Origin of the sequence: Rhizobium sp. AG207R, from assembly GCF_027109195.1 — a bacterium.
In the GTDB taxonomy this organism is placed as follows: Bacteria; Pseudomonadota; Alphaproteobacteria; order Rhizobiales; family Rhizobiaceae; genus Rhizobium; species Rhizobium dioscoreae.
Map to the genome: position 1 here is coordinate 22066 of NZ_JAEPVT010000006.1, position 22711 is coordinate 44776.

18 protein-coding genes and 1 other RNA gene are annotated in these 22711 nt (G+C 60.1%); 11 read left to right on the forward strand and 8 right to left on the reverse strand.

Annotated elements, in window-relative coordinates; translation table 11 throughout:
- Positions 1-144 precede the first annotated feature (144 nt).
- Positions 145-666, forward strand: coding sequence for a GNAT family N-acetyltransferase (locus JJQ51_RS15075; protein ID WP_113352058.1), 522 nt, complete (start codon positions 145-147; stop codon positions 664-666).
- Positions 667-737: 71 nt separating this feature from the next.
- Here JJQ51_RS15075 and JJQ51_RS15080 read toward each other — a convergent pair whose 3' ends face one another.
- Positions 738-1658 carry a thymidylate synthase gene (locus JJQ51_RS15080; RefSeq protein ID WP_145632648.1) on the reverse strand — a complete coding sequence of 307 codons (921 nt, stop codon included), beginning with the start codon at positions 1656-1658 and terminating at the stop codon, positions 738-740.
- Between the two features lie 183 nt (positions 1659-1841).
- Here JJQ51_RS15080 and ssrA point away from each other — a divergent pair.
- From ssrA to JJQ51_RS15100, 4 genes are all read left to right on the forward strand, one after another.
- Positions 1842-2212: a transfer-messenger RNA gene (gene ssrA, locus JJQ51_RS15085) on the forward strand.
- A gap of 118 nt (positions 2213-2330) precedes the next feature.
- Positions 2331-2843, forward strand: a complete 513-nt coding sequence (locus JJQ51_RS15090; RefSeq protein WP_113333137.1) for an SspB family protein — start codon at positions 2331-2333, stop codon at positions 2841-2843.
- A 55-nt stretch (positions 2844-2898) separates the two neighbouring features.
- Positions 2899-3093 carry a DUF4169 family protein gene (locus tag JJQ51_RS15095; protein ID WP_113332950.1) on the forward strand — a complete coding sequence of 65 codons (195 nt, stop codon included), beginning with the start codon at positions 2899-2901 and terminating at the stop codon, positions 3091-3093.
- Between the two features lie 104 nt (positions 3094-3197).
- Positions 3198-3410: a ribbon-helix-helix domain-containing protein gene (locus JJQ51_RS15100; protein ID WP_069612828.1), complete on the forward strand. Its 213-nt coding sequence runs from the start codon at positions 3198-3200 to the stop codon at positions 3408-3410.
- 81 nt (positions 3411-3491) lie between these two features.
- Here the strand turns inward: JJQ51_RS15100 and JJQ51_RS15105 are convergent, their stop codons facing one another.
- Positions 3492-7202 (reverse strand): AsmA family protein, encoded by a 3711-nt coding sequence (locus tag JJQ51_RS15105; protein WP_269244853.1) that lies wholly within the window; start codon positions 7200-7202, stop codon positions 3492-3494.
- 226 nt (positions 7203-7428) lie between these two features.
- On the reverse strand, positions 7429-8841 hold the full coding sequence (locus JJQ51_RS15110) for an FAD-binding oxidoreductase (RefSeq protein ID WP_145632642.1): 1413 nt from the start codon (positions 8839-8841) through the stop codon (positions 7429-7431).
- A 345-nt stretch (positions 8842-9186) separates the two neighbouring features.
- Between JJQ51_RS15110 and JJQ51_RS15115 the strand changes: the two genes are divergently transcribed.
- From JJQ51_RS15115 to JJQ51_RS15130, 4 genes are all read left to right on the forward strand, one after another.
- Positions 9187-9966, forward strand: a complete 780-nt coding sequence (locus JJQ51_RS15115; protein WP_246661092.1) for a transporter substrate-binding domain-containing protein — start codon at positions 9187-9189, stop codon at positions 9964-9966.
- Between the two features lie 63 nt (positions 9967-10029).
- Positions 10030-10701 carry an amino acid ABC transporter permease gene (locus tag JJQ51_RS15120; protein WP_145632634.1) on the forward strand — a complete coding sequence of 224 codons (672 nt, stop codon included), beginning with the start codon at positions 10030-10032 and terminating at the stop codon, positions 10699-10701.
- Positions 10698-11357 carry an amino acid ABC transporter permease gene (locus JJQ51_RS15125; protein WP_113390627.1) on the forward strand — a complete coding sequence of 220 codons (660 nt, stop codon included), beginning with the start codon at positions 10698-10700 and terminating at the stop codon, positions 11355-11357. Before JJQ51_RS15120 ends, JJQ51_RS15125 begins: the two co-directional genes overlap by 4 nt.
- Positions 11335-12060, forward strand: a complete 726-nt coding sequence (locus JJQ51_RS15130) for an amino acid ABC transporter ATP-binding protein (protein WP_113230542.1) — start codon at positions 11335-11337, stop codon at positions 12058-12060. The genes JJQ51_RS15125 and JJQ51_RS15130 overlap by 23 nt, the downstream gene beginning before the upstream one ends.
- A gap of 16 nt (positions 12061-12076) precedes the next feature.
- Here JJQ51_RS15130 and JJQ51_RS15135 read toward each other — a convergent pair whose 3' ends face one another.
- A complete protein-coding gene (locus JJQ51_RS15135) occupies positions 12077-12964 on the reverse strand; it encodes an AraC family transcriptional regulator (protein ID WP_371864913.1) in 888 nt (295 codons plus the stop codon).
- A gap of 14 nt (positions 12965-12978) precedes the next feature.
- Between JJQ51_RS15135 and JJQ51_RS15140 the strand changes: the two genes are divergently transcribed.
- Positions 12979-13386: a DUF2000 family protein gene (locus JJQ51_RS15140; protein ID WP_113351993.1), complete on the forward strand. Its 408-nt coding sequence runs from the start codon at positions 12979-12981 to the stop codon at positions 13384-13386.
- A 59-nt stretch (positions 13387-13445) separates the two neighbouring features.
- On the opposite strand, the gene JJQ51_RS15145 is transcribed toward JJQ51_RS15140, so the two are convergent.
- From JJQ51_RS15145 to JJQ51_RS15160, 4 genes are all read right to left on the reverse strand, one after another.
- Positions 13446-14114 carry an OmpA family protein gene (locus JJQ51_RS15145; RefSeq protein WP_069612829.1) on the reverse strand — a complete coding sequence of 223 codons (669 nt, stop codon included), beginning with the start codon at positions 14112-14114 and terminating at the stop codon, positions 13446-13448.
- Between the two features lie 190 nt (positions 14115-14304).
- Positions 14305-15318, reverse strand: a complete 1014-nt coding sequence (locus JJQ51_RS15150) for a flagellin N-terminal helical domain-containing protein (RefSeq protein WP_113351992.1) — start codon at positions 15316-15318, stop codon at positions 14305-14307.
- A gap of 245 nt (positions 15319-15563) precedes the next feature.
- Positions 15564-18719, reverse strand: coding sequence for an efflux RND transporter permease subunit (locus tag JJQ51_RS15155; RefSeq protein WP_442966446.1), 3156 nt, complete (start codon positions 18717-18719; stop codon positions 15564-15566).
- A complete protein-coding gene (locus JJQ51_RS15160) occupies positions 18716-19882 on the reverse strand; it encodes an efflux RND transporter periplasmic adaptor subunit (RefSeq protein WP_113351991.1) in 1167 nt (388 codons plus the stop codon). Before JJQ51_RS15160 ends, JJQ51_RS15155 begins: the two co-directional genes overlap by 4 nt.
- A 363-nt stretch (positions 19883-20245) precedes the next feature.
- On the opposite strand from JJQ51_RS15160, the gene JJQ51_RS15165 reads away from it, so the two are divergent.
- Complete coding sequence (locus tag JJQ51_RS15165) at positions 20246-22711, forward strand: ATP-dependent helicase (protein ID WP_113352055.1); 2466 nt, start codon at positions 20246-20248, stop codon at positions 22709-22711.

The window sequence follows — 22711 nt, forward strand, 5'->3', positions numbered from 1 at the left end:
CGGCATTCATCGCGAGCCGGCCCGGCGCTTTTTATCCGCCTGATATTTGTAATAATATAATAGACAGATATGGAAATCGATGTATGACAGGATAGAGTAACAAAGACATCTATCCGATTTAGTGGATGCCCTATGGAGCTGCCGATGCAAATTCGCGATGCGGGGGACGAAGATCTCGCGGGCATAACCGCGATCTATAACGACGCCGTCGCCAATACCGCCGCAATCTGGAACGAGACGCAGGTCGATATTGCCAACCGCAGACAATGGCTGCAGGACCGGCATAAGCTCGGCTATCCCGTGCTGGTCGCAACCGATGAGCATGGGGAAGTAGTCGGCTATGCCTCCTTCGGCGACTGGCGTGCCTTTGACGGCTATCGGCACACGGTCGAGCATTCAGTCTACGTGCGCAACGATCAATATCGCGGCGGCATCGGCAAGGCGCTGATGATGGAGCTGATCGAGCGTGCCCGGGCGATCGGCAAACATGCGATGGTCGCAGGCATCGAGGCCGGCAACGTCGCCTCCATTCGGCTGCACGAAAAACTCGGCTTCCAGCAGGTCGGCCTCCTCCCGCAGGTCGGCACGAAGTTCGGGCGGTGGTTGGATCTCGCCTTCCTGCAGCTGCTGCTGGACGAACGCGTCGATCCCGATCCCAAACCATAACCTGCAGGCATGGGGATAATGCCGATTACGGTGCCAAAACTCATTCTCGCCGGCGTTGCCGGCCGAAACGCCTAAACCGCAACTTCAGCCGCGATCGCCGCGTGCGGCTCATATCCGAGAACCTCGAAATCCTCGATATGATAATCATCGATGCTGTCCGGATGGCGCAGCAGGCGCAAGGTCGGGAATGGCTTCGGCTCACGGCTGAGCTGCTCGCGAATGGCATCCAGATGATTGAGATAGAGGTGAACATCGCCACCTGACCAGACCAGCTCGCCCATGTCCATATCGACCTGCTGCGCGACCATGGCGAGCAAAACCGCCTGCTGGCAGATGTTGAAGGGATTGCCGAGGAACAAATCGCACGAACGCTGGAAGACCATCAGGCTGAGACGCGGGCGCTTGCCCCCTTCAGCCGAGATGTTTGATACGTGGAACTGATAGACCATGTGGCAAGGATGCAGCGCCATATCGGCAAGCTCGCCGACATTCCAGGCGTGGAAGATCATGCGGCGGCTGCTGGGATTGGTCTTGAGATCCTTGATAACAGCGGCGAGCTGGTCATGCACCCGGCCTTCGGCATCGCGCCATTGCCGCCACTGCTTACCATAGACCGGGCCGAGATCGCCCCATTGCAGAGCAAAGGCCTCGTCCTCAAGGATACGCTTTTCAAAAGCAACCTGATCGATCTCTTCGCCCGTGGCCTTGCGATATTTGGCGAGCGGCCAGTCGGTCCAGATCCGCACATTTTCCTTCAGCAGATTGCGGATATTGGTGTCGCCGGTCAGGAACCAGAGCATCTCCTTGACGGCGAGCTTCCAGTAGACGCGTTTCGTCGTGAAGATCGGGATCTGCCCTTTCGAAAGATCGAATCGCATCATCGCGCCGAGGCCGCTCAAGGTGCCGACGCCGGTGCGATCGATCCGGCGATCGCCGTGCTCGAGCAGGTGCGCCATCAGGTCGAGATATTGATACTCTGGGTGACGAGCCATCTTCTGCTCCGAAATCGCTTGAAATTTCCAGCCGTAAGGCTTGCCCGAACGGCAGCCCGCCGATTCCTTTTTCGCAATTTTAATGACAAGCCGCTGTGAAACCAACCGCAGGGAAACGTAATTCAGGTAAATCTCTGAGCTTCGCGGACAAACCGATGTTTCCGCGACGTAATTATGACAATTGCCCTTCCCTTCGCCGGCGGAAAACACTATATCAGCTTTGCCGGTCTTCGGGCCGGCTATGGCGATAAATGAGCGGTGTAATAAACCTATTGGACCCGGGGGCGGTACCCGGCGCCTCCACCAAAAACCGGCCGGCAAGACTGGCGTCAGACCGGCTTTTGATGGGGGCGAAACAGGATCGACAAGGGTGTAAAGATCGACTTTTCGCTCGGCATTGTACCGCCGTTATCGGGCTAAAATTGTAGTTGCAAACGACAACTATGCGGAAGCTCGTCTCGCTGCTTAATCGCGGTGTGACACTTCAAATAAAGTCCTAAGGGGTCGCACTCTTAGGCGGGGTTCGAAGGCACCTGGCAACAGAAGCCTTCACCTTCTTCTCCAGTGCTATATTATAGATCGACAGGCGGTGACTCGCGCATAGGGCTTTTCCGGCGGCGTTCAGCGTGGCATAAGCCTATAAAAAACATGGCCAACGAAAGACAGGAAAGCATGGGGCAGGATCATATCCGCTACGACATTTTGGCACAGGACGCCCTGCGTGGAGTGATCCGCAAGGTGCTGACCGAGGTCGCCGCTACAGGCCGCCTGCCCGGTGATCACCACTTCTTCATCACTTTTCTGACCGGCGCTCCGGGTGTGCGCATTTCGCAGCACCTGAAGGCGAAGTATCCCGAGCAGATGACCATCGTCATCCAGCACCAGTTCTGGGACCTGAAGATCAGCGAAAGCCAATTCGAGATCGGCCTTTCCTTCTCCGACGTTCCGGAAAAACTGGTCGTCCCCTTCAACGCAATCCGCGGCTTCTATGACCCATCGGTGAATTTCGAGCTGGAGTTCGACGTGCCGCTGGCTGACGAGGAAGAGGAAACCTCCTCCAGCGAGATTACGGCCTATCCGGTACCGGCCGAAGGCGAGGAAGCGCCGGCGGCGGCAGCCAAGGAAGGCGAAGAAAAAAAGCCGGGATCGGTCGTCTCCCTCGACGCATTCCGCAAGAAGCAGTAGGCATTGGAGGGGAAGCATTCGCTTCCTTTTTTCGTATCGGTAACGGAAGAGATCGATGAGCGCCGAAATCGTCAATCTGCGCCAGTTTCGCAAAAAGCAGGCCCGCTCGGACAAGGAAAAGCAAGCGGAGCAGAACCGCATCGCCTTCGGGCGAACCAAGGCAGAGAAGAAGCTGACGTCGGCGCTTAACGAAAAGGCCGAGAAGACGCACGAGGCCGGGCGAATCGAAACCAAGAAGACCGAAGACTAGTTTAGACCCCGAGATAAAAAACTTCAGAAATCAGTTGCTTACTTCCGCATTTTGAATCACTTTCAGAAATATCCCGCCATTTCCGATTTTTGATCGATCCGCCGATGATCCGCAAACATTCCGCGACGCTGCATGGCCATCGCACAAGCTTTTCCCTTGAAGATGCCTTCTGGACAGAACTGAAGGCTATCGCCAGCGCGCGCGGCATGTCGCTCGCAGCACTGATTTCCGAGATCGACGACGGGCGCGAAGCCGGCAGCAATCTCTCCTCGGCACTTCGCCTCTATGTCCTCAGATGGCTGAAGGATCGCAACTGAATGGCTGCAGAGGAGTTCACGACGATATCGTGAGCGCTGCGCCTCACCTACCAGATGTGGATCGATCCACAACCGCCCTGTTTACTGGGCAACTCCCGGCAGTTCATTGAAATTCAGAGGTCCCGCCGGCGGATGCTGCGCTTCGGCCTTGGCTCGAGCTTCGGCCGCCGCCTTGGCCTTGGCCGCTTCCTCCGCCGCCTGCTTGGCGCGCGCCTCTTCCTCCGCCTGCTTCTGGGTGGCCGCTTGCTGGGCTAAATTGCGTAACCGTTCTTCTTCTGCACGACGCTGCTGCTCGATAGCGGCATCGCGCTGGCGCTGAGCCTCGCGCATGCCTGCAACATACTTGTACAGCGCCACTTCACGCCGCAGCCTCTGCTTTTCAAGCACATTGGCCTGCAGGCGCTCGACACGCCGGCGTTCACGCTCGAATGCCCGAACCGACAGGAAGCTGGTCACATCCGTCACGTCCATTGTCCGGCCCGGGGAGGCTAGCGGGCCGGCGAAATCGAGGCGCAAGGCCGGTTCCGCCCCGCTCTGGGCTTCTGAGCCGGCGTTGAAATCGATGCCAAGAGAGCCGCGCATACGCTCATCCGGCAGACTGATTTCGGCATTGCCCGAAAGCTTTGCCAGATCGTTGCCGGCGGCAATATTGGTCGCCCGCATCACACCGGCGGAAATGTTGAAAGGAATGCTCGTCGCCGGAAGGACCGCTTCGCCATTGTTGAGCAGCGTCTGCACGATCGGCAGCACCTTGGCGGCAGTGATATCACCCTGAATCTGATCCGTCGCCGAGAGGAGCGGCGGCATGACGGAGAGATTGAGGCCACGCACATGCGTCTCGCCGAGCTTCATTTCACCCGAACCGCTGGCATTGGCCGCAAGGTCGGCAATGCTCTTGCCGCTCGCTTCGGCATTCATCGCAAGGCCGAAGCGACCGGTGGCAAGCTGCGCACCGTCACGTTGCCAGGCGACAGCGGCGAGATCGCCGTTGGCCAGGCTAAGCTTCGTCTGCAGCAGGCCGGTACCGTCGGAATTGGCGAACATTGCGCTGCCGGTCAGCGTGCCGCCGTTCCAGCCACCCGTCAGATCGTTAAGCCGCAATTCTTCGCCCTTGTAGGTCGCATTGGCGGCGAAATTCGAAATGGGACCGAATATGCCGGGCCATACCTGCTTTGCGGAAAGCTTGACGCCGATATCCATTCCGGTGAAGGCAGGCAGCCCAAGTTTATCCTGGTTCAGAGTGCCTGTTTTCGGATCGCTTATCGGCCCGTAGATGGCTTCCGCCAGCCAGTCGAGATCCGCCTTGTCGAGCGACAATTCGCCCGACGCCTTGAGATTCGGCGCCTTCCGATCAACGGTCAGCGTGCCGGACATGTTGTTGTCGGCGAACAACCCTTTCATGTCCGAAAACACGATCTTGTCCGGGTTCAGTGCGGCATTGGCCTGGAACTTCACCGGCAAGCCGGCACCCATCTGTGGAACGCCGATGCCGTTCATCACGAAATAAGGATCGATATCAGCACTTTCGAGCGACAGCGTTATGTTGCCATTGAGGAAGGTGGCGGGACGGACATCCACCTTGCCGTTTGCGGTAAACGATGTCTTGTCGGTCGCAAAGGTGAGTGCGGCATCCGCCGGATCGGTGCCGCTTGCGGACACTTTCAGCGTCAGACGACCGTTGGCATCGGCTTCGACAGGCAACGGATCGAGACCCGCCTGGCCGAACAGGATCGACGTCACCGAATTTTCCAGCGTTCCCTCGAGCGTCGTGGTGCCCTTGCCCGTGAACGCCGAAAGATCGGACATGCGATAATCGAAATTGACGCGGCTACCGTTGGAAACGCCGGCAAGCGTCACCGTCAGCGCATTGTCCTGATCCCCGCCGAGCGTCACCGCCCCGCGAAGAGCAGTGTTTCCATACCATGCGGCATTGCGCACCAACCGGTCCATGACGGGATGATGCGGCAAATGCTGGCGCAGCATTTCGAAGAACGGCCCGGGATCGGCAGCCTTGAAGGTGATCTCGCCCGATCCCTTGTAGTCGGAAGGCGAGCCGTCGGCGCGGCCGGTTGCGGTAATTTCGGCGCCGGCGACATTGTGCACCGAGAGCTTATCGATCGTCAGAGCGCCGTTGGCAACGGAGAAGGACGTATCAACATTCTCCGCCGGCACGCCGAATGCCATGAATTTTCCGGCCTGGAGATGCGCCGTGATCCGATGATCAAAGAGGGATTCCCCCGTATCCTGACCTGTGAAGAGCCCCGTGAGCGCCCTCAGTGCGTCTAGGTCGAGGGCATCGCCGATCAGGTCGACCGCAAGCTTTGGCGGGGCCTTGTCTGTCCCGCTCTGACGATCGATCCGGCCTTTCAGCGTGGCCGAACCGATTGCAATCTCAAGATTTTCGAAGCGCTGTTCATCATGCTTCAGGCTGACATCGGCAGAGAAGCCGGCCTGACGCAGCTGGCGTATCGCCGGGTCGACGGACCCTACAAGCCACGAGGCCAATCCCGACGGCTGGTTGGATGCGACAACCAGATTGCCGATGAAATTCGGCTCGCCCATCAGCATCAGATTGCCGCGCGCTTCGACCTGCGTGCGACCGGGCATCGTGCCGATCGCATGATCGATCTTCCATCCCGTTCCCGCCGGTTCGAGATCGAGCTGCACGTCGCGTATGGTCGTGTCGCCCGCGACGATCGCCGGCAGGCGGAAGGTCGCCTTGCCGGGAACCTGTGGCACCGGGATTTCAGCCGCGATCGCAATCAGAGTGTTGAGGCGCTGACGCGCCGAGATTGCAGGGTTGCGATTGGTCTTGCCATTGGTGCCCTTATTGTTGCCGAGACGATTGACGTCGATCTGCTGGCCGTCGGCCGTCAGCAGGAATTCCGGCTTGGACCCCGTATCCAGCGTCGCCTCGCCAGTGACGACATAGGGATCGTCATCGGCGCCGACTTCGAGACGGTATTCGGGAACGCGAATGCGGTCATTCGTCAGCTCGAAACGGCCCTTGATGCGGGGCTGCGCCTTCTGGTCGGCGGAATCGCGCGTCTGCTTATCGTTGATCCCGGCTGTGAAGGAGCCCATGTAATCGGGCTTGCTGTTGACGAGTTTCAATTCGCCGTCGAGATCGACATTCAGCGGATGGCGATCCGGCATCAGCCGGGTGCGGACACGCAGGACGCCGTTGTCGTCAGGCTGGCTGCTGGAAACAGTGAAATTGCCATGCTCGTTGTCGAGTGCCGCATCGCCCTCGATACGCCAGGGGCCGGCAAGCGATCTGGCCGACATCTGGGCATTCAGGCCCGTGACATGCCGGGCCCTGCCCGTCTGCTCGTCAATGAAGAGAATGTCGCCGTCTTCGACATGAACGTTTTCGAGCACGACGGACTTTGCGGGAATTTCCGGCTGACTGCCGCGCATCCAGTCAAGCGTGCCATCCTTCAGCAGCCGCAGCCGTACCTTGGGCTTGGACACCCGCATATCAAAGATCAACGCTTCCCCGGAAAGGAAAGGCGCAAGTTCCGCATCCATTGAGAATTCAGCCACCTGCACCAGCGGTGTGCCATCAGCCTCCTGGCCGACACGGACATCGTGCAGCGTTACCGACGGAAACGGCAGAAGGCGGGCATCGACCGTGCCGTGAACGGTCACCTTCTTGCCGATGATGCGGCTCGCCTGATCCTCGAAGTTCTTGCGAAAATCGGTCCAGTCTATGAAGAGCGGAGCGAGCAGCGCCACGAACAGCACCACCACGAGCAATCCACCCAGAAAAACCAGGACCCTACCTAACAACGCGTATCGTCTCCAATCTTCATTCCCAACACATGCAGGCGTCGCTTGTCAGAGCGCATATGCATGGTTCTACCCGATCTCCGCCTGTTACAGCAGCTCTTTTCGGGAGATATGCCCCATCTAGCGCATATCGGTGGCTTTTCATGGCAAAAACCGGAAAAGTGCGGATGCAGCCTAGCGCCATTCGCGGCCGTAGCAAGCCAACATCATGAAAATATTCCATCTTTCAGTGCCTGCGGAATATCTTCCCTGGATTGAAAATGGCATCCGGATCGAGCGACTCCTTGATCTGACGCATCAGATCGACCGCATCGCCGAGTTCCTGCTCCAGAAACGCCATCTTCCCCTGCCCTATGCCGTGCTCGCCCGTGCAGGTGCCATCCATGGCGAGCGCACGCGCGTTGAGGCGCGCGACGAATTCCTCGACAACGGCGATACCTGCCGGCGTCTTGTCGTCGAACAAGACGAGCACATGGAAATTGCCGTCGCCGGCATGGCCGACGATGGGTGCCAGCAGGCCGTGCGCCTCGATATCGGCCTGGGTTTCTGCGACGCATTCGGCAAGCCGCGAGATGGGCACGCAGACATCGGTCGATAGCGCAGCCAACTCCGGCGCCAGCGCCCGGCAGGCCCAATAGGCGTCATGTCGAGCTTTCCAGAGCTTGTTGCGCTCTTCCGCATTGCTTGTCCAAAGGAATTCGCCGCCGCCGCATTCGGCTGCGATCTCGGCAAATTGCGCCGACTGCAGCGCAACAGTTTCGTCGGTGCCATGAAATTCGAGGAAGAGCGTCGGCTTCTCGTCATAGGTCAGACCAGAATAGCGATTGCAGGCCCGCATCTGCATGGCATCGAGCAGTTCGATGCGCGCGACCGGAACACCCATCTGGATGGTCATGATGACCGCATCGCACGCAGCCTTGATATCCGGAAAAGCGCAGGCGCCGCCGGCGATCTTCTGCGGAATGCCCTGGAGGCGCAACGTGATCGAGGTCAGCACGCCGAGCGTGCCTTCGGCGCCGACGAAAAGCCGCGTCAGATCGTAACCGGCGGATGATTTCTTGGCGCGTCGGGCGGTGCGGATTTCCTCGCCATTGGCGGTCACTACGGTCACGGACAGAACATTGTCCTTCATCGTACCATAGCGCACGGCATTGGTGCCCGACGCGCGCGTCGATGCCATGCCGCCGATCGAGGCATTGGCGCCGGGATCGATCGGAAAGAATAAGCCGGTGTCGCGCAAGTAGGTATTAAGCTGCTCGCGGGTGACGCCGGGCTCGACCGTGCAATCCAGATCCTCGGCATTGACTTCGAGAATGCGGTTCATGCGGCTGAAATCGATGGAAATGCCGCCCTGCGGCGCATTCACCTGTCCCTCCAGCGAAGATCCAGTGCCAAAAGGAATGACCGGAACCTTATGTTCGGCACATGCCTTGACAACAGTCCGCACATCCTCGCTCGTTTCGGCAAAGACCACGCCGTCCGGCAGCTGCGATGGGATATAAGTGGTCGTGTGGGCGTGCTGGGCGCGAAAACTTTCGCCGGTCTGGAACCGCTCGCCGAAGGCCTGCTTCAGAATACCGAGAACGGCGGATATGCCGGCCTCGTTGCGTGTTCCCGCCTTTGCATCAGCCAAAACCATAGTCCGAATCTCCCATCGCGGTCGTCCAGGGCGTTAACCCCTCCCGGTTCTATGGGGCATTTGGGGCGGCGCTGTCCAGTGATGAAAGTGAACCGCTATCGCGCATAAGTTCAAGTTTTGTGCGATTGATCAAAGGTACGACAATCGGTTGGTAGGAAAAAGCATCGCGGCAGAGTTTTGCCTATATTTTAATCAGAACACCAACTCAACGATCACCGAGCATTCACTTTCATCCAGATCATAACACCGCGACGCAGTTTTCCGTCGACTGGCATATGTCTTGCCTATCGCCTTTCAGCTTTCACATAGCCACGATTGGAAGGACATTCGATGAAGCGCAGACAAATGCTCATGGCACTCGGAATTGCGATGCTCGCAATGGGGTCGGTTTCCGCCCCTGACGCAGCTCGGGCGGATGCCTTGAGCGACATAGCCTCGCGCGGCACACTCCGCGTCGCCGTCCCCCAGGACTTTCCGCCCTTTGGCAGCGTCGGCACGGACATGGCACCCATGGGCTATGACATCGATATGGCCAATCTGATCGGCGAAAAACTCGGCGTGAAAACGGAACTCGTTCCCGTCACCAGCGCCAACCGCATTCCCTATCTGCAGACGAACAAGGTCGATCTGGTGATCTCAAGCCTCGGCAAGAATCCGGATCGTGAAAAGGTCATCGATTTCTCTGAAGCCTACGCGCCCTTCTTCAACGGCGTCTTCGGCCCCGGCGATGTCGCGGCAACAAAGGCGGAAGACCTTTCCGGCAAGACGATCGGCGTCACCCGCGGCGCGATCGAGGATCTGGCATTGACCAAGATCGCGCCGCAGGACGCGACGATCAAGCGCTACGAGGACAATAACGGCACCATCTCCGCCTTCTTGTCCGGACAGGTCCAGCTGGTTGCGACCGGCAACGTTGTCGCGGCGGCCATTCTCGCCAAGAACCCTCCGAAGAAGCCCGAGATGAAATTCCTCATCACCAACTCCCCCTGCTTCATCGGCCTGAACAAGAACGAGCCGGCGCTGCAGAAGAAGGTCAACGACATCGTTGCCGCCGCCAAGGCGGACGGGACGCTGAACAAGATGTCGCAGAAGTGGCTGGGCGCCGACCTGCCGACCGGCTTCTGATCAACGCAGGACCGATCGTACCGTCATTCGGCGGCGTGATCGGTCCGAGCAGGGCTTTCTCCCATGCGCTATCATTTCGATTTCGGCTGGCTGGCCGAATACTATCCCACGCTGATCAAGGGCGTTCTCGTCACGGTGGAGTTGACCCTTATCGGCGCTGTGCTTGGCATTCTCCTTGGGATCGCCTGCGCCTGGGCGCGAGCACTGGGTCCAGGGTGGCTCAAACCCTTCGTCGCTGCCTATGTCGAGCTCATCCGCAATACGCCGTTTCTGATCCAGCTCTTCTTTATCTTCTTTGGCCTGCCCGGCATCGGCGTGCAGATGAACGAGATGACGGCTGCCAATCTCGCGATGATCATCAATCTCGGCGCCTATAGCTGCGAGATCATCCGCGCCGGCATACAGGCAACGCCGCGCGGGCAATTCGAAGCCGGCGCCAGCCTGGCCATGACCCGGTTCGAAACCTTCCGGCATGTCGTCCTCGTTCCGTCCCTGCAGCGCATCTGGCCGGCCCTGTCATCGCAGGTAGTCATCGTTATGCTCGGCTCTTCGGTCGTCTCGCAGATCGCCGCCGAAGATCTGACCTTCGCGGCAAACTTCATTCAATCGCGTTCTTTCCGCGCCTTCGAAGCCTATTTCGTCTCCACGGCGATCTACCTCGCGCTGGCGATCCTGCTTCGACAGGTACTCGCGGTCGTGGGCAAGATGATCTTTCCACGCAGGGTCCGCCAATGATCCAATTCACCACATGGGATATCCTGCGCGGCCTGCTGCTGGCCGCGCGCTGGACGGTATTGCTGTCGCTCGTCTCGTTCGCCGGCGGTGCCATCGTCGGCGCAATCTTGCTGTTCCTGCGGATCGGTAAGGCAAAGGCCGGCCGCATTGCGGTCAGATATTTCGTCGAGCTGTTCCAGGGCACTCCGTTGCTGATGCAGCTCTTCCTGGCCTTCTTCGGTCTCGGGCTTTTCGGGATCGACGTGCCGGCCTGGCTGGCTGCCGGCGTCGCGCTCACCCTCTGGTCATCAGCCTTCCTGACCGAAATCTGGCGCGGCTGCGTCGAGGCTGTTGCCAAGGGGCAATGGGAGGCTTCGGCCAGTCTGGGGATGGGCTATCTGCAGCAGATGCGTTACGTCATCCTGCCCCAGGCGCTGCGCATCGCCGTGCCGCCGACCGTCGGCTTCTCCGTGCAGGTCGTCAAGGGCACGGCCCTGACCTCCATCATCGGCTTCGTCGAGCTATCGAAGGCCGGCACCGTCATCACCAATGCGACCTTCCAGCCGTTCACCGTCTACGGCTTTGTCGCGCTCATCTATTTCGCCCTGTGCTGGCCGCTGTCAAAAAGCAGCCAGATCCTGGAGAGGAAGCTCAATGTCGCTCATCGAAATCACTGAAGTCCGCAAGAGCTTCGGCACCAACGAAGTCCTGAAGGGCATCAACCTCGATGTCGAGCCCGGCGAAGTCATCGCCATCATCGGCAAGAGCGGTTCGGGAAAGTCAACGCTGCTGCGCTGCATCAACGGCCTGGAAACGATCAATGACGGCTCGATCTCCGTCGCGGGCGCACAGCTCCTGCCCGACGATCTGCATTTGAAGGCCCTCCGACTGAAGGTCGGCATGATCTTCCAGCAATTCAATCTTTTCCCGCACCTGAGCGCGGGACGCAATGTCATGCTGTCCCAGATGGTCGTCAAGAAGACCGCCAAGGCCGAAGCCGAGGCCATGGCGCGGCGCATGCTCGACCGTGTCGGCCTCGGGCACAAGTTCGACGCCTATCCGGATGAGCTCTCCGGCGGCCAGCAGCAGCGCGTCGCCATCGCCAGGGCACTTGCCATGCAGCCGATCGCGCTGCTCTGCGATGAAATCACCTCCGCACTGGACCCGGAACTGGTCGCGGAAGTTCTCGCCGTCGTGCGCGAGCTGGCAAGCGAAGGCATGACGCTGCTGATGGTGACCCATGAGATGAAATTCGCCCGCGACGTCTGCTCGCGCGTCGTCTTCATGCACCAGGGCCGCGTGCACGAAATCGGACCGCCCGGCGAAGTTTTCGCCAATCCGCAAACCCCAGAGCTCAAGCAGTTCCTCGGCATTCATTGAGAGCCGACAAGTCCCGCTAACCGGTTCTTTGAACCATGTTGTTCCAAGCACCTGGAGCAATGCCGAACGCCTTCTTGAAATGCCGGGTCAGATGGCTCTGATCGGCAAAGCCGGTTACGGCTGCCACCTCCGCGATCGACTCTCCCGCGCCGATCATCGCCTTCGCCTGCTGCAGCCGCCGCATCAGCAGGAACCGATGCGGGCTTGTTGCAAAGGCGGCGCGGAAATGCCGCGCAAGCGCAAAGCGATCGAGACCGGTGATGCGCTCCAATTCCTGCGAGCGCACACCTCGTGTGACATGCGCCTCGAGATAGTCTCGCGCAATCTTCACCTGCCCCCACGCAATGCTGCCCAAGCGCCGTTGCGGCAAACGGGCATGCTGGACAAGTCCGTCGGTGAGCCGCGAAACGAAATCGTCGACGAAGAGCTCATCCAGCTCACGATCGAGCTCGCCAAGCGCCGCCAGCAACAGGCCGGCAAGACGATTGTCTTCCACCACGGGATCATCGACGAAAGGCAGGCCGACACGCGCCGCCTCAAGGCATTGAAACAGCACCGACGGTTCCAGATACAGCATCCGGTACACGAGGCCGTCCTCGGTCGCTGCCCCGCCGTCATGCAGTTCGTCCGGATGAAGAATGATCACCCGCCCCGGCAGGCTGTAGCGCTGTTCGCCACGATAACGGAATGTCTGCACGCCGCGCATGGTGACGCCAAGCGCATAGGTATCGTGCCGATGCAGTTCGAAGGCATCGCCACGAAACTGCGCCTGGATGCGTTCGATGCCCGGATAGGCAGGCGCAGACAGGATGCGGTTGGCCTCCGGTGTCACGCACAAATGTTCAAGACCCTCGAAGATCTGTCCGGCTACATCCTCGTGCAATGTCCCATTTCCAGACTGCATGAAAGTGACCATCGATGTTCGATACCAAAATCGCGATCGTTCTGCGAAACGACCTTCAATCCTGGCAAAAGCTGAATGTAACGGCCTTCCTATCCACAGGCATAGCCGGACAACATCCCGATATCATCGGCGAAGCCTATCGCGATCGCACCGGCAACGTCTACAACGCTTTATCGATCCAGCCCATCATCGTGCTCTCGGCTGACAAGGAGAGCATTGCCGCCATCCACCGCCGCTCGCTGGAGCGAGGCGTCACCTCTTCCATCTTTATAGAAGAAATGTTCTCAACCGGGCATGACGCGGCCAACCGCGCCGTCTTTGCCGAATTTACGCCGGAAGATGCCAAGGTCGTCGGCATCGCCTTGCGCGCCGACAAGAAAATCGTCGACAAGATCACCAAGGGCGCAAGCATGCATGCGTGATCGGACGCGCAAAGAAAACGGCCGGATCGCGAGACCCGGCCATTTTTGTCCAGAAAGGCTTAGCCGTTCTGCGTGATCGGTGCGATCTGGATCTCGACGCGGCGGTTCTGCGCGCGGCCAGCCTCGGTGGCATTGGTTGCGACCGGCTGCGACGGACCGAAGCCGATGGCCGACATGCGGCGCTGATCGATGCCCTGGCTGCCGAGGTAGGACGCGACCGATCCGGCGCGGCGCTCGGACAGATCCTGGTTATGCTGCAGGCTGCCGGTCGAATCCGTATGGCCGTTGACGTCGATCAGCGTGCGGTTGAACTTGCGCAGAACGATCGCGACGGAATTGAGCGTCGGGAAGAATTCCGGCTTGATCGCATCCTGGTCGATATCGAAGGTGATCGCCGAAGGCATGTTCAGGATGATGCGGTCGCCGACGCGGGTAACCGAAACGCCAGTGCCCTGCAGCTGTGCACGCAGTTCGGACTCCTGCTGGTCCATGTAGTTGCCGATACCGGCACCCGCGAGCGCACCGACGCCGGCGCCGATCAGCGCGGCATTGCGGCGCGAGGCCGGCGAATGACCGATCAGAAGACCGGCAACGGCACCGACGCCGGCACCGATCGCCGCACCGCCTGCGGTATTCGATACCTTCTGCTCACCCGTATAGGGGTCGGTGGTGGTGCATGCGTTCAAAAAGGCTGCCGCAAGGGCAAGAATGGCAATTTTCTTGATCATAGAATCGTCGCTCTCCGGTTCGATGGCCGCAGCAGATATGAAGCATTGCGGCAATATCATGAAGAGAAATCTTATCCAGACCCTTGTCCCCTGTGCATAGAGCGTCAGCAGAGCTTTTGCAGAAGCCGGCGCATGCGGACGTGCGGAGCCATTCACCCGCCAGCCTGTCAATTTCAGCCGTTCGCTGCAATCAATGGTTCTGGAAGAGTTGCAGAACCGTATTGTAGCTCGCGTTGGCAATCGACAGAGATTGCAACCCGAGTTGTTGCTGAGCCTGCAGCGCCAGAACCTTGCTCGACTGCTGTTCCATATCGGCATCCACGAGTTTGCCGACCCCGCTGGTCAGCGAATCATTGAGATTCCTGGCAAACTCGGTCTGAAGATTGATACGCGCCTCGAGGGAGCCGAAGGCGGATCCGATCGTCTTGAGCTGGTTCAGCATTCCCGTCACGGTGTTGACCATGTCGACAATAGCGCCCCGACTCGTATTCGCATCGAGCGAAATCTCCACCTGGCCGCTCGTATTGCCGTTTTTGCTGCTGATGAGCACATAATTCTTGGCCGCTCCGGCTTCGGTGGCGAAAGATGTCGACGTCAGCACGCCATATCCGCCGGTGCCGCTTGACTGATCGTCGATCAGATAACGCGCATCGGCCGAGGTGATTGGCCCCGTCGTCGAGCTGACGCCCGCATAGCTCAGCATGCCGATCGTTACGGTGCCGTTGGTACCCCGGATAAGGGAGCCTGGAATCTCATGGGGGTCAGTCGGGTCCGCGCCATCTTGCAGCACGGTCCAGTTGACGCCGTTGAAGGTCGCCGACTCCCCAACGCTGCGCAACTGCTGCTTGAGCTCGGTGATCTCGTCGTTGAGTGTCGTTTTGTCGACGCTGGTCTCATAGGCGCTGACGAGCTTCGTCCTGATCTCGGTCACGACATCGATCGCGCTACCGACACCCGTGGAAGCGGTGCTGACGGTCGAGGCGGCGAGACCGAGCGCATCCTGAACCGACGAAATCGCGCCGATGTCGGTATGCGTCAAAGTCGAGATTTTCCAGTAGGTGGCATTGTCTCTGGCCGACTGAACCCGCAGGCCTGACGACATCTGTCGCTCGGCATTACCCAGTTTGGTCTGGGTGTCCCTCAGCACTTCCAGTGCTGTATTCACAGAGGGACTGACCCTGATGAAGGTCGAAAAAATACTCACGGCACATGAACTCCGGACGCAACAATACGCAACAAATACAAGGAGACATCGGAACCTTGCCGCGGGCGCTCATGCGCGCGGGCCGAGCGTGTCGGCGAACGGGGAGCGAGGCAAAACAACACCTGCGCTCCAGCGGTTACATACCGACATGATTAGCAAACATGCTTAAAAAAGCGCTAAACGATACCCCTGATTTACCATAAATAAGCGCAACGCCTGCAACGGACCAACCTGCCGGTGCCGACCTACTCCGCCGCGCGAAGATTGGCGAGCTTCGCGCGCAGCGCCGCATCCGACATCTCGTCATGCAGGCGCTGCTCCTCATGCGTCTGTGGCTTCGCAAAGCGGGCGATCAGCAGATAGGCGACGGGTGTGATGTAAAGCGTGACCAGGGTCGCAAACCCAAGGCCGCCCACAATGACCCAACCGAGAGCAACGCGCGCTTCTGCGCCGGCCCCCTCGGCAAAGACAAGCGGTACGCCGCCAAGGATGGTCGCGATCATCGTCATCATGACCGGGCGCAGACGCAGTGCGCAGGCCTTTTCGATCGCCTCGCGCACGCTTTCGCCCTTGTCGCGAAGCTGATTGGCGAACTCGACGATCAGGATGCCGTTCTTGGCCATGACACCGACAAGCAGCACCAGGCCGATCTGGCTGTAGATGTTGAGGCTCGATCCGGTGATGACGAGCGCAAAGACGGCACAGGCAAGGCCGAGCGGCACCGTCGACATGATGATGACCGACGACAGCACGCTTTCGAACTGCGCGGCAAGCACCAGGAAGATGATGACGATGGCAAAACCGAAGGTCAGGGCCATGCCGCTGGAATTTTCCTCCAGTGTCGCCGCTTCGGCGAGCGGCATCAACCGCGAACCAGGCGGCAGGAGTGGCGTCGCGATCCGTGTGATCTCCTCGACCGCCTGCCCGAGCGACATGCCGTTCTTGAGCCCGGCGGTGATCGCAACCGAAGCCAGCTGCTGCTCGCGGGTCAGCTGCGGCGCAACCGCATTCTCCTTCAGCGACGCGATGACAGACATCGGCACGATCTTGCCGTCGCCGGTCTTCAGGAAGACGTTTTCAAGATCCGTGGGATCATCGATCGGCCGCATCGTCGACGTCAGAAGCACCGGATAGGATTCGCCGGCGACGAATACGTCGACGACGGAGCGGCCCTCAAGTAGCGACTGCAAGGCCACTGAAAGGCCTGAAATGTCGACCCCGAGATCGGAAGCGCGCTCACGATCGATGGTGACGGAGACCTGAGCCTGTGTCGGCTCGTTGTTCAGCCGCGGCGTATCGAATTGGCCGGTTTTGTCGAGTTCCTGCACGAGTTTCAGCGCTGCATCGGTCAGCGCTTCGTGATTGTTGCCGATGAGCGCCATCTGCACGCCGCTGCCGGCGCCACGAATGCGCAGGCTGTTGGCCTGGATGACATTGCCGCGAAGAGCCGGCACGCCTGCCATGGCCTTGTTGATATCGGTGACAATATCCTGCTGCGTACGATGGCGCTCGCTCCAGGGGGCCAGCGTCAGCACCATGAAGCCGCTGTTCTTCTGGGTGTTCATGCCTGAAATCGCGTAGATATTTCGTATGTCGCCGCTGTCCATCAGCGGCTGCAGCCGCTCTTCGACGCGCTGTAATTGATCCTTGGTATAATCGAGGCCTGCGCCTTGCGGCGTGGTGAGACGCAGCATGACCATCGCCCTATCCTCGCTCGGCGTCAGCTCGCTCTTGACGTTTATGAACGCCAGGACGGCTGCAGCCGAAAACACGGCGCAGAAGACGATGACGACGAAAGGCGCATTGAGACAAGCCTTGAGGGTACGACGATAGACACCGGAGAAAAGCTCGCCGAAACGCCCGAGCGCGCCATGCTCCTCGCGCATCTCCTTGGTCAGCATGCGCGAGGCAAGCATGGGGCAGAGCGTCAGCGCCACGATCGACGACAGGCCGACGGAGAAGGCAAGCACGAAGCCGAATTCGCGGAACAGACCGCCCACCTGCCCCGGCAGGAAGGAGAGCGGAATGAACACGGCAGCAAGCGTGGCCGTCGTCGCAATGACGGCGAAGAAAACTTCGCGCGTGCCAAGCACGGCGGCAGCGCGAGGCCCGATCTTCTCCGCCCTGCGCCGCACGATATTCTCGAGCACGACGATGGCGTCATCGACCACGAGGCCGGTCGCAAGCACGATTGCCAGCAGCGTCAGGATATTGACCGAGAAACCGACCATGTAGAGCGCGGCAAGCGTGCCGATCAGCGCCACCGGCATGGTGACGACCGGTATCAGCGTCGCCCGCCAGTCGCGCAGGAAGAGATAGATGACTGCGGTGACGATCAACGCCGACAGGACGAGCGCCAGCACGACCTCGTGGATCGCCCCCTGAATGAACAGGGCATCGTCGCTGGTGATGACGATGCGCGTACCCTCGGGCAGCGATTTAGACAGCTGCGCGACGACGGCCTTCACGCCTTCGGAAATATTCAAGGTATTCGACTGCGCCTGACGGATGATGCCGAGACCAACGCCCTGCACACCGTTCGAACGCAGCGCGGTCGTGCCGTCCCTCGGTCCGAGCGTCACGGTGGCGACATCGGAAAGCCGCACGCGGTTCTTGATGATCAGCCGGGAGAAATCCTCCGGCGTCTGTAGTGCCGCCGTGGCGCGCACGACGATATCCTGCCGCGCACTCTTCAGCGATCCGGCCGGTACATCGAGTGCTGCGGTCGCAAGCGCCGTCGTCAGGTCGCCGATGGTGAGACCTCGGCTCGCAAGGGCGGCCTGATCGACATCGATGCGGAAGATCTTCTCCTGATCGCCGTAAAGCTCGACATCGGCGACGCCCTCGACCGAAGCCAGCCGGTCGGTGATCTCCTTGTCGACGAGCTGTGTCAGGTCATCCATCGTCAACGTGGTCGAGGTGACGGCAAGCCGCATGATCGGCTGCGAATCCGAATCCGCCTTGACGATCTGAGGCGCATCCGCCTGATCGGGCAATTGTTCGGTGATGCGACCGATGGCGTCGCGGACATCATTGGCGGCAACCGAAAGATCGGTCGCGTCGGAAAATTCAAGCGTTACCCGGCTCTGACCGAAGGAGGAACTGGAGGAAACCGACTTCAGGCCGCTGACGCGGGCAACCGCCCCTTCGATGATCTTCGTCAGCTCCTGATCCACCGTCTGCGGCGATGCGCCATCGAATACGGTCCTGACGGTCACGACGGGACGGTCGACATCGGGCAGTTCTCGCACTTCGACGCCGAAATAGGCGGCAAGACCGGCGACGACCATCAGCGTGTTGAAGACCAGCGCCAGGATCGGCCGGCGCACGAAGAGTGCGGTAAAGGATTGCTTGGCCGCTGCCGAGCCGGCATCCGCCACATCGTTGCCATCGGTCATCATTGGGTGATGACCTCCTTGGCCTGGGCGACATCGCGGGCAAAGCGAACCTCGCCACCTTCGGTCACGCGCTGCAATCCTTCGATGACGATGAGATCGCCATTGCGGAGATCGCCACGGACCAGCACCGCATCCGGATTGCGCTGCACGATGCTGACGCGCACCTTCGAGGACTTGCCGTCAACGACGCGCCAGACATGCGCACCCGCCCCATCCCATTGGACGGCGAGCGGATCGACGGAGGGATAGGATTCGCCGGCAAAGCGCATGCCGACATTGAAGGACATACCGGCGCGCAGAACATCGGAAGCATTATCGATGCGGGCGCGCACGCGCAGCGTCCGGCTTGCGCCGTCAACACGATTGTCGACTGCCTCGACAACGCCCGAAAATACGCGCCCCGGCAATGCCACCGACGTCGCTTCCACCGGCTGGTCGACCTTGACTGTGTTGGCGAAGCGCTCCGGCACCCAGTAATCCACCAGGATTTCCGAGCGGTCGTCTAGCATCACGATATTGGTCGTTGTCGTCACATTGTCGCCGACGACCACGGGCACGATACCGACAATCCCGTCGATCGGTGCGACCACATCGCGGCGCTTCAGCGCCAGCTCGGCCGATTGCAGCGCTAGCTTTGCGCCCTGCTCCACGATCTCGGCATCGAAAACATCCATGCGCGAGACTGTGGATTTGATATTGCGGTAGAGCTGGGATTTTTCGACAGCACTCTTCAGCGCCACTTCCGCCTGGCCGCGAGCGATGATCTGCTCGTCGTCGTCGAGACGCGCCAGCACCTGCCCCTGCTTCACTCTGTCGCCTGACTTGATGAGAATTTCCCGGATCGTACCCGCCGCTTGCGGCATGACGACGACCGAACGGATGGCGTCGCCGGTACCGATCGCGCTCAGGCGATCGTTAACAACACCGCTGACCACAGGCTCGGTGACGACAAGCGGTATGTTCTGACCGCGCCGTCCACCGGAGCTTGCCTGCGTCTCCGACTTTCCGTCCGCCGCGCCATCGCGCGGAGCAATCCAGGCCACGACAGTCTCGGGAACGCCGACCTTCTGCAGCAGGCCCGCTGCGCTGGGCATGAAGGCCACGACAGCGGCGATGCCAGCTGCCAGCAAGAAAAAAGACAAGGAAAGCTGCTTCCAGGCGGTCATGCACGTCTCCGGCTCGTTGTGTCAGAGGCGATGAAATCGCGTCGTTGGTTTTTGTGACCCCTCATCCACCCAGCGCACTTAACCGGGGGTCAATTTCGGCTCGGACGGCTCCATAAAGCAAGATTGTGCCCGATTTGCTGCAATATCGTGTTTTTGAGCATATGCCGCAAGTTTCGCCACAGATTATGACAAAGTTGTAATCTTAGTGCGGACAACGAGACGTTTTACCCGGTGAATGGGCCGACCCATTTCCACATGAAAACAGCCGTCGATCGAGTCTTATGCCCTGTGAATGTGCACTTTTTGTTCTAGTTTCGGCCCGTTTCTTTTGCCTTTCGGGGTAGAATCATTACATTGGGCGGCATGACCATTGGACATGACGATATTCCCTTCTTTGACGAGGAGCCGGAGCACGTGGCGCCGCGCCGTTCCGCGCCGGCTGCCGGCAGCATTGGCGGCGGCATTGCGGCCCGCGCCATGGCAGCACGCGACAGCGGCCGCCGGCCCGATTATCTCTCAGGCCTCAATGCAGAACAGGCGGAAGCCGTGGAAACGCTCGACGGCCCCGTTCTGGTGCTTGCCGGCGCCGGCACAGGCAAGACGCGAGTGCTCACGACGCGCATCGCGCATATCCTGTCCACCAACCGCGCCTTCCCCAGCCAGATCCTCGCCGTCACCTTCACCAACAAGGCAGCCCGCGAGATGAAGGAGCGTATCGCGCTGCTGGTCGGCGGCGCGGTCGAAGGCATGCCCTGGCTCGGCACCTTCCACTCGATCGGTGTCAAGCTGTTGCGCCGCCATGCCGAGCTGGTCGGCCTCACCTCGAGCTTCACCATTCTCGATACCGACGATGTCGTCCGCCTGATCAAGCAACTGATCCAGGCCGAAGGGCTCGACGACAAGCGCTGGCCGGCCAAGCAATTTGCCGGCATGATCGACACATGGAAGAACAAGGGCCTGAGCCCCGCCGATATTCCGGAAGGTGATGCCCGCGCTTTTGCCAATGGCAAGGGCCGCGAACTCTATGCCGCCTACCAGAACCGCCTGAAGACGCTGAACGCCTGCGACTTCGGGGACCTTTTGCTGCATCCGATCAATATGTTCCGGCAGAATCCTGATATCCTCAAGGATTATCACCAGCGCTTCCGCTACATCCTCGTCGACGAGTATCAGGACACCAATACGGCGCAATATATGTGGCTACGCCTGCTGGCGCAGAGACAGAAGGGCGAGCCGCAGAATGTCTGCTGCGTCGGTGACGACGACCAGTCGATCTATGGCTGGCGCGGCGCGGAGGTGGACAACATCCTCCGCTTCGAGAAGGATTTTCCGGGCGCCAAGGTCATCAAGCTCGAGCGCAACTATCGCTCCACCGAACATATTCTCGGTGCTGCCGCGCATCTCATCGCCCATAATGAGGGCCGGCTCGGCAAGACGCTGTTCACCGACCGCTCCGATCCGGACGACATCAAGGTGCAGGTGCACGCTTCCTGGGATTCCGAGGAAGAAGCGCGCGCCATCGGCGAAGAGATCGAGCAGCTCCAGCGCAACAAGCACAATCTCAACGACATCGCCATCCTCGTGCGCGCCTCCTTCCAGATGCGCGAGTTCGAAGACCGTTTCGTGACGCTCGGCCTGAACTATCGCGTCGTCGGCGGCCCGCGCTTCTACGAGCGCCTCGAAATCCGCGACGCCATGGCCTATTTCCGCCTCGTCTGCCAGCCGGCCGACGATCTCGCCTTCGAACGCATCATCAATACGCCAAAACGCGGTCTCGGCGACACCACTGTCCGTGCGCTGCATGATTACGCCCGCGTGCGCGATATCCCGATGCTGGCGGCAGCGGTCGACATCATCGAGACGGATGAGATGAAGCCGAAGGCGCGCAAGGCGCTGTTCGACGTCGTGCAATCCTTCCGCCGCTGGCAGGGCCTGCTCGAAAACACGCCGCATACTGAGCTTGCCGAGCAGATTCTCGAAGAGTCCGGCTATACGGACATGTGGAAGAACGACAAATCGGCAGAAGCGCCGGGGCGGCTTGAAAACCTCAAGGAACTCATCCGCTCCATGGACAGCTTCGAATCCATGCGCGGCTTCCTTGAACACGTCGCCCTTGTTATGGATGCCGAGCAGAACGAAAATCTCGACGCCGTCTCCATCATGACGCTGCACTCTGCCAAGGGTCTGGAATTCGACACGGTGTTCCTGCCCGGCTGGGAGGAAGGCTTGTTTCCGCATCAGCGCTCGCTCGACGAAAGCGGGCGCGCCGGCCTCGAGGAAGAGCGCCGCCTCGCCTATGTCGGCATCACGCGCGCCAAGCGCCGCTGCCACATCTGGTTCGTCTCCAACCGCCGCATCCACGGCCTATGGCAATCGACGATCCCCTCCCGCTTCCTTGACGAACTGCCGGAAACGCATGTTCAGGTCGCCGAAGTAGAGCAGTCCTATGGCGGATATGGCCGCGGCGGCTACGGCCAATCCCGCTTCGACAAGGCCGATCCCTTCGCCAACACCTATTCCACCCCCGGCTGGAAGCGCGCCCAGGCCAACCGCAACGATGCGACCCGCGACAACTGGGGCAGCCGCTCCGGCCACGCCGTCGAACGCATCGGTTACGGCGAAAGCGGTCCGAAAGTGCGCACCATCGACGGCGAGCTGGTGGCCAAATCCACCTCCTCCGAACCCTCCAAATTCGCCATCGGCGACCGCGTCTTCCATATCAAGTTTGGCAACGGCAATGTTTCGGAGATCGAGGGCAACAAGCTGACGATCGAATTTGATCGCGCTGGGCAGAAGCGCGTGCTGGACGGGTTTGTCGAGCGGGTATAA